This window comes from Actinoplanes sp. NPDC004185 (genome assembly GCF_053603475.1).
The window spans coordinates 1-7051 of record NZ_JBSGFR010000107.1 but is presented as its reverse complement, the minus strand read 5'-3'; the positions used below and the strand labels follow the sequence as shown (position 1 = coordinate 7051).

The following is a 7051-nucleotide window of genomic DNA, read 5'->3' as shown; positions in this document are numbered from 1 at the left end:
CTGCGACGACGGTAGAAGTCAGCCGCGCTGGGTCAGTCGGATCGCCGGGAGAACGATGCTGAGGCAAGCAGGTTGGCAAAGACGCAGGTCAGGTATCACCGGTAGCGCCGCGCCGTCGGCGTCCACCGGCGGTCAGGGTGGCGGGGAGCGGGCGCCGAGCCCGAGCGCCCCGGCCCCGTCCGCCTCGGCCCCCGCGCCCGCTCCCTCCGCCTCGGCGGCGGCGCCGGCCCCGGTGCCGGCCGACATCAAGGAGCAGCGCGCGGCCGTCGAGAAGAAGGTCGGCGCCAAGGCGTGGGCCGCGGCCGAGAAGCTGACCGACCCGGTGGACCTGTCCACCGACCCGACGGCCGGCGTGCAGTTCAAGGCGTTCGGCACGCTCAGCGCCCAGGAGGTCAACGCGCTGACGCCGGAGATGCAGTTCAACGTCCCGACGATCGGCTGCGAGAACCAGCTCGACAAGCGGCCGAACGGCGCCATCGACGCGATCAACTCGAAGGTCGTCGCCTGCCAGAGCGGCGCGAAGATGTACCTCGACGCCGCCAAGGTCATCGGCACGGACATCGACACCGCCACCCCGCAGCTCGACCAGCAGCAGGGCCAGTGGGTCGTCTCCCTGGACTTCACCGGCCCGGGCCAGGCCAAGTGGACCGCGCTCACCCGCGAGGCGTTCCAGCCGGCCGCCAACGACACCTGCGTGGCCGCCGCGCAGGCGCTGTCCACCGGCGCGACGCACTGCCTCGTCGCCGTGGTGCTCGACAAGACGGTCATCTCCGCCCCCGAGATCCAGGGCGTGCTGACCGGCCAGTCGCAGATCACCGGACAGTTCGACGCCACCTCGGCCAAGGAGCTCGCCGACCAGATCAAGTACGGCGCGCTGCCGGTCACCTTCGAGCCGGCCGCCACCCAGTCGGTCTCGGCGACGCTGGGCAAGCAGCAGCTCGAGGCCGGTCTGCTGGCCGCCGCCATCGGTATGGGCCTGGTCGCGATCTACTCGTTCTTCTACTACCGGCTGCTGGGCACCGTCATCTTCCTGAGCCTGATCCTGTCGGGTCTGCTCACCTTCGGCGCGCTGGTCGTGCTGGGCCGGGCCACGGGCTTCACGCTCACCCTGGCCGGCATAGCCGGCTTCATCGTCTCGCTCGGTGTGGCGGCGGACTCGTTCGTCATCTACTTCGAGAGACTCAAGGACGAGATCCACGAGGGGCGCAGCGCGCGCAGCGCCGTCCCCCGGGCCTGGGCCCGCGCGCGGCGTACCATCATCTCCGCGAACACCATCACGATCATGGCCGCGGTGGTGCTCTACATCGTGTCGATCGGCGCGGTGAAGGGCTTCGCCTTCGCGCTGGGCCTGTCCACGATCCTCGACCTGGTCGTGGTGTTCCTCTTCCGGCACCCGATCATGACGATGTTCGCCAACACCAAGGCGTTCATGTCGCCGCGGGTCAGCGGCCTCGGCCGCGCCCTCAAGCGTGCCCCGACCGACGTCAAGGAGGCCTGACATGGCCAGCAAGGGTCTTGCCGACCGCCTCTACCGTGGCGAGGCGAACCTGAACATCGTCGGTCGCCGCAAGCTGTGGTTCGCGATCGCCGGTGCGCTGGTGCTGGTCGCCCTGGGCAGCTTCCTGATCCGGGGCTTCCACCTCGGCATCGAGTTCGCCGGCGGCACCCAGTTCGTGATCCCGGCCAGCGTCGGCACCCAGCCCGAGGCGCAGAGCGCCGTCGCCCGCGCGGTCGAGACCGCCGGGGTGGCCGAGGCGGCCGACATCGGCACCGCGCAGAAGGTCGGCAACGGCCCGGACGCGACCTACACGGTCCGGACCGAGGCGCTGACCCAGGACGAGTCGACCGCCGTCAAGAACGCGCTGGTGGCCGACCTCAAAGTGCCGGCGCAGGACATCAGTGACAACCGGGTCTCCGCGGCCTGGGGCACCCAGGTGACCCAGCAGGCGCTGCTGGGTCTGGGCATCTTCCTGGTGCTGGTGCTCGGTTACCTGGTCGTGCGCTTCGAATGGCGGATGGCGGTCGCGGCCGTCGCCTCCCTGCTGCTCGACCTGGTGCTCACGGCCGGCGTCTATTCACTGGTCGGGTTCGAGGTCACGCCGTCCACGGTGATCGGCTTCCTGACGATCCTGGGCTTCTCGCTCTACGACGTGGTCGTGGTGTTCGACAAGGTGCAGGAGAACACCCGCGGCATCACCGCGGGCAGCACCCAGACGTACAGCGAGGCGACCAACCTCGCGGTCAACCAGACCCTGATGCGTTCGATCAACACCGGTCTGGTGGCGCTGCTGCCGGTCGGTGGCCTGCTCTTCATCGGTGCCGGTCTGCTGGGCGCGGGTTCGCTGAAGGACCTCGGCCTGGTGCTGTTCGTCGGCATGGGTCTCGGCGTCCTGTCCTCGATCATGTTCGCGGCGCCGACGCTGGCCGCTCTGAAGGACCAGGAGCCGCGGATCAAGGCCCACACCGCCCGGGTGCTGGCCCGCCGTTCCGGGGTCCGCTCCGGCGACGTGGCCCGCGGCGAGCGCAACCGTCCGGCCGGCGCGATCTCGGCCGAGGAGGTTCCGGCCCTGGCCGGCTCCTCCACGCCGCGGCCCGGCGTCCGGCCCGCCGCCAAGCGCAACAACCCGCGCAGCGGGGGCGCGGGCAACCGGCCCAGCGGTGGCCAGAAGCGCCGCTGAGCACCTCGTTCCAGGAACGGCCCGCCACCGCGTCGGTGGCGGGCCGTCGGCCTGTCTAGGCTGTCCGGCGTGACCCAGACTGATGAGGTACGCGGGGACAGCGGTCCCGAGGTGGCGACGCTGGTGGCGAGCCGGGTGCTGGACGTCCCGGACTTCCCCAAGCCCGGCATCGTCTTCAAGGACCTGATGCCGCTGTTCGCCGACGGGCCGGTGTTCCGCCAGGTGATCGACGGGATCGTGGCGCACCACGGGGCAGGCTCGTTCGACGTGGTGGCGGGCGTGGAGGCGCGCGGCTTCGTGGTCGCCGCGGCTATCGCCTACGCCACCGGCAAGGGCGTCGTGCCGGTGCGCAAAGCCGGCAAACTGCCCCGCAAGACCCACTCCGCCTCGTACGCCCTGGAGTACGGCGAGGCGACCCTCGAGGTCCACGAGGACGCGTTCGTGGCCGGTCAGCGGGTGCTGGTGGTGGACGACGTCCTGGCCACCGGAGGCACGGCCGGCGCGGCGCTGGAGCTGGTCGAACGGGCCGGCGGCACGGTCTCCGGCTTCACGGTGCTCATGGAGCTGGGCTTCCTCGACGGCCGCGAGCGGCTGGCCCCGCGTACGGTCCATGCTCTGCTGACCGTTTGATCCGCATCTGCCCCCGGTGGTGGCACGGTTTCGGCGGATCGGGCCGGGCCATCCGGGAAGTGGGGGCGGGTAGGATGACGTTCTCAGCTAGGTGAGCAATGGTGGTGGACCCGACCGGTCGAGGACGACCGGTGGTCCCGGCGATGGTGTGAGGAGGCCGGTGTCCAGCGACGTCGCCCCTCCGACGGAGGGCACGGTGCAGCCGACCGGCGCGAAGGCGCCGGAGGCTGAGCAAGCCCCGAAGTCCGAGGCCCCGGCCACCGGGGAGACGCACGACCTCGAGTCCACCCAGCCGCTGTCCCCGGCCGACGAGCCGGGCAGCAGCTTCGGGCTGGCCAGTGCGCCCACCGGGCGACGGGTCCGGGCCCGGCTGGCGCGCTTCAACGCGCCGTGGCAGAGCACCCAGGTCAGCGAGGTGCTCGAGCCGCTGATCGCGACCCACCGGGCCAGCCACCCCAAGGCCGACGGGCGGGCGCTGCAGCGGGCCTTCGACGTCGCCGCCCGCTGGCACTCGGGGCAGTACCGCAAGTCCGGTGACCCGTACATCACGCACCCGCTCGCGGTCGCCACCATCCTGGCCAACCTCGGGATGGACACCACGACGCTGGTCGCCGCCCTGCTGCACGACACGATCGAGGACACCGACTACGGCCTGGAGCAGATGAAGGCCGACTTCGGTGGCGAGGTCGCGCTGCTGGTCGACGGCGTCACCAAGCTCGACCGGGTCAAGCTCGGCGACGCGGCCAAGGCGGAGACGATCCGCAAGATGGTCGTCGCGATGGCCAAGGACCCGCGGGTCCTGGTGATCAAGCTGGCCGACCGGCTGCACAACATGCGCACCCTGACCTTCCTGCCCCGCGCCAAGCAGGAGCAGAAGGCCAAGGAGACGCTGGAGATCCTGGCGCCGCTGGCCCACCGCCTCGGTATGAACACGATCAAGTGGGAGCTCGAGGACCTCGCCTTCGGTACGCTGTTCCCGAAGCGCTTCGAGGAGATCAACCGGCTGATCGGCGAGCACCAGCCGCAGCGGGAAGCCCTGCTCCGGTCGGTCACCCAGCGGGTGCAGCTCGACCTGAAGTCGGCCAAGATCAAGGCGGAGACCACCGGCCGGCCCAAGCACCTGTACTCGATCTACCAGAAGATGATCGTCCGGGGCCGCGACTTCAACGACATCTACGACCTGGTCGGCGTGCGCATCCTGGTCGACACGGTCCGCGACTGCTACGCCGCGCTGGGCGTCATCCACGCGAACTGGCAGCCGGTGCCGGGCCGGTTCAAGGACTACATCGCGATGCCGAAGTTCAACATGTACCAGTCGTTGCACACGACGGTCATCGGCCCGACCGGCAAGCCGGTCGAGATGCAGATCCGGACCTTCGCCATGCACCGTACGGCGGAGTTCGGCATCGCCGCGCACTGGAAGTACAAGGAGCAGAAGGGCGCGACGATCGTCGGGCCGCCCGCGCACATCGACGAGATGACGTGGCTGCGCCAGCTGCTGGACTGGCAGCGCGAGGCCAGCGACCCGAGCGAGTTCCTGGACGCGCTGCGCTTCGACCTGTCCAGCCAGGAGGTGTACGTCTTCACCCCCAAGGGCGACGTCATCCCGCTGCCGACGGGTTCGACCCCGGTCGACTTCGCGTACGCGGTGCACACCGAGGTGGGCCACAAGACCATCGGTGCCCGGGTGAACGGCAAGCTCGTGCCGCTGGAGTCGACACTGTCCAACGGCGACGTCATCGAGATCTTCACCTCGAAGTCCGCCACGGCCGGCCCGACCCAGGACTGGCTCGGCTTCGTCAAGAGCCCGCGCGCCCGCACCAAGATCCGCCAGTACTTCAACAAGGAGCGCCGCGAGGAAGCGATCGAGGACGGCAAGGAGGCGATCGTCAAGGCGATGCGCAAGCAGGGCCTGCCCCTGCAGCGCATGCTGACGAGCGACAACCTGACGACCATCGCCCGCGACCTGCACCTGGCCGACGTCGCCTCGCTGTACGCGGCCGTGGGTGAGAACACGGTCTCCGCCCAGTCGGTCGTGCAGAAGCTGGTCGCCGGCTTCGGCGGCGAGGAAGGCGCAGTCGAGGACATCGCCGAGACGGCCGTCGCGACCCGCCCGCCCCGCAACCGCAGCACGGCCCAGGACCCCGGCGTGGTCGTCAAGGACGTCAGCGACGTCTGGGTGAAGCTGGCCCGCTGCTGCACCCCGGTGCCGGGCGACGCGGTGTTCGGCTTCGTGACCCGCTCCGGCGGCGTCAGCGTCCACCGCGAGGACTGCGCCAACGCGGAAGACCTGCGCGACCAGAGCGAACGCGTGGTCGAGGTCAGCTGGAAGCCGACCTCCGCATCGACGTTCCTGGTCGCCATCCAGGTGGAGGCGCTGGACCGCCACAAGCTCCTGGCCGACGTGACCCGCGTGCTGTCCGAGGAACGCGTCAACATCCTGTCCGCAACGGTCACCACGACCCGCGACCGGGTGGCGGTCAGCCGCTTCACCTTCGAGATGGCCGACCCGAAGCACCTGGGCCACCTGGTAGCAGCAGTCCGCAAGGTAGACGGCGTCTTCGACGCCTACCGCGTAACCTCAGGCGCCTGACCGCCCAAGAGCGCCAGGCCGCTGGGGCAACCGCCGCTCCAACGACCCTTGCTGCCCCGACCACCAAAGGCCGGCTACTGCCCCACGCTGGGTGGGCGGGCCGCGCTGAGCCGCACGGCTGGACGACGCCGGGCGGTTGGGCGCCGTAGGACCGCCCGGATCGGTTGCCTGCGCTGGCAAGCATGGTCGGCGTCGGCAGGGTGGGGATGGGCGGCATGACCGGCCGCGCCGGGAAGCGTGGGCCGGCTGGGCCGGCCTGGACTGCATGATCGGCCGCGCCGGGAAGCGTGCGCTGGGCTGCGCGGGAAGCTTGAGCCGGGCTAGGTCGGGCCCGGACTGCGTGATCAGCTGCGCCGGGAAGCGTGCGCTGGGCTGCGCAGGAAGCTTGAGCCGGGCTAGGTTGGGCCTGGACTGCGTGATCAGCTGCGCCGGGAAGTGGGCTGGGCTGCGCGCGAAGCGTGAGCCGGGCCGGGTTGGGCCGGGGCAGCCATGATCGGAAGCATGGGCTTGGTCGGGCTGCGTGATCGGCTGCGCGGGGAAGCATGGGTCACGGCTGGGTTGGGCCGGAGCGGCTGGGTTGGTGCGCAGGGAAGCATGGCTGGGCTGCGTAGTGAGCTGCGCAGGGAGGTGTGAGCCGAGCTGAGTGGACCCGGGCGGCGCGATCGACTGCGCCCGGAAGCACGGTCCGTGCCGGGCTGGGCTCCGCGGGGAAGAGGGGGCTGGGCTGCGGCGTCATCGGCCGCGCCGGGAAGCATGGGCCGGGCCGGGCTGCGTGATCAGCTGCGCGGGGAAGCGTGAGCCGGGCTGAGCCGAGCCGGGGCGGCGCGATCGGCTGCGGGCCGGGACGCATGGGCTGGGCCAACTGTGTTGGACGGCGCGCTCGACTGCGCCGGGGGTGGTGTGGCGGCGAAGGGCCGCATGGTTCAGGCAGTGCCAGGTCGTTGGCTGCGCCAGGCTGCAGACCTACGAGCCAGCTCGACCGCGTTGATTCGAGCCCGCGGGGGCCGGACAGCCAGGCTCAAGGAGATCTGACATCCCGCGTCGCACCAAGCCGAACCACAACAGGTTTGGGGGCGGGGGGGGGGCCCCCCGCTAAAAAAAAAGACCGGGTTCGGGGGGGCGCCCCCCCCCCCCCAAACGAAAAACACAC

The 7051-nt window shown here is 70.6% G+C and carries 4 protein-coding genes; all 4 read left to right on the top strand.

Annotated features, from left to right (window positions below; all coding sequences use genetic code 11):
• Positions 1-1498, top strand: a 1498-nt coding sequence (gene secD / locus ACWEOZ_RS44005; RefSeq protein ID WP_451916625.1) for a protein translocase subunit SecD, incomplete at its 5' end; no start/stop codon positions are given.
• A 1-nt stretch (position 1499) separates the two neighbouring features.
• Positions 1500-2678 carry a protein translocase subunit SecF gene (gene secF, locus ACWEOZ_RS44000; protein ID WP_451916624.1) on the top strand — a complete coding sequence of 393 codons (1179 nt, stop codon included), beginning with the start codon at positions 1500-1502 and terminating at the stop codon, positions 2676-2678.
• Between the two features lie 69 nt (positions 2679-2747).
• Positions 2748-3308, top strand: a complete 561-nt coding sequence (locus tag ACWEOZ_RS43995; protein WP_451916623.1) for an adenine phosphoribosyltransferase — start codon at positions 2748-2750, stop codon at positions 3306-3308.
• 160 nt (positions 3309-3468) lie between these two features.
• Positions 3469-5901 (top strand): RelA/SpoT family protein, encoded by a 2433-nt coding sequence (locus ACWEOZ_RS43990; RefSeq protein ID WP_451916622.1) that lies wholly within the window; start codon positions 3469-3471, stop codon positions 5899-5901.
• Positions 5902-7051: the final 1150 nt, after the last annotated feature.

Bases quoted from the DNA above. Each gene is read 5' to 3' on its own strand.
- secF (WP_451916624.1), top strand. From the start codon at position 1,500: ATGGCCAGCAAGGGTCTTGCCGACCGCCTCTACCGTGGCGAGGCGAAC.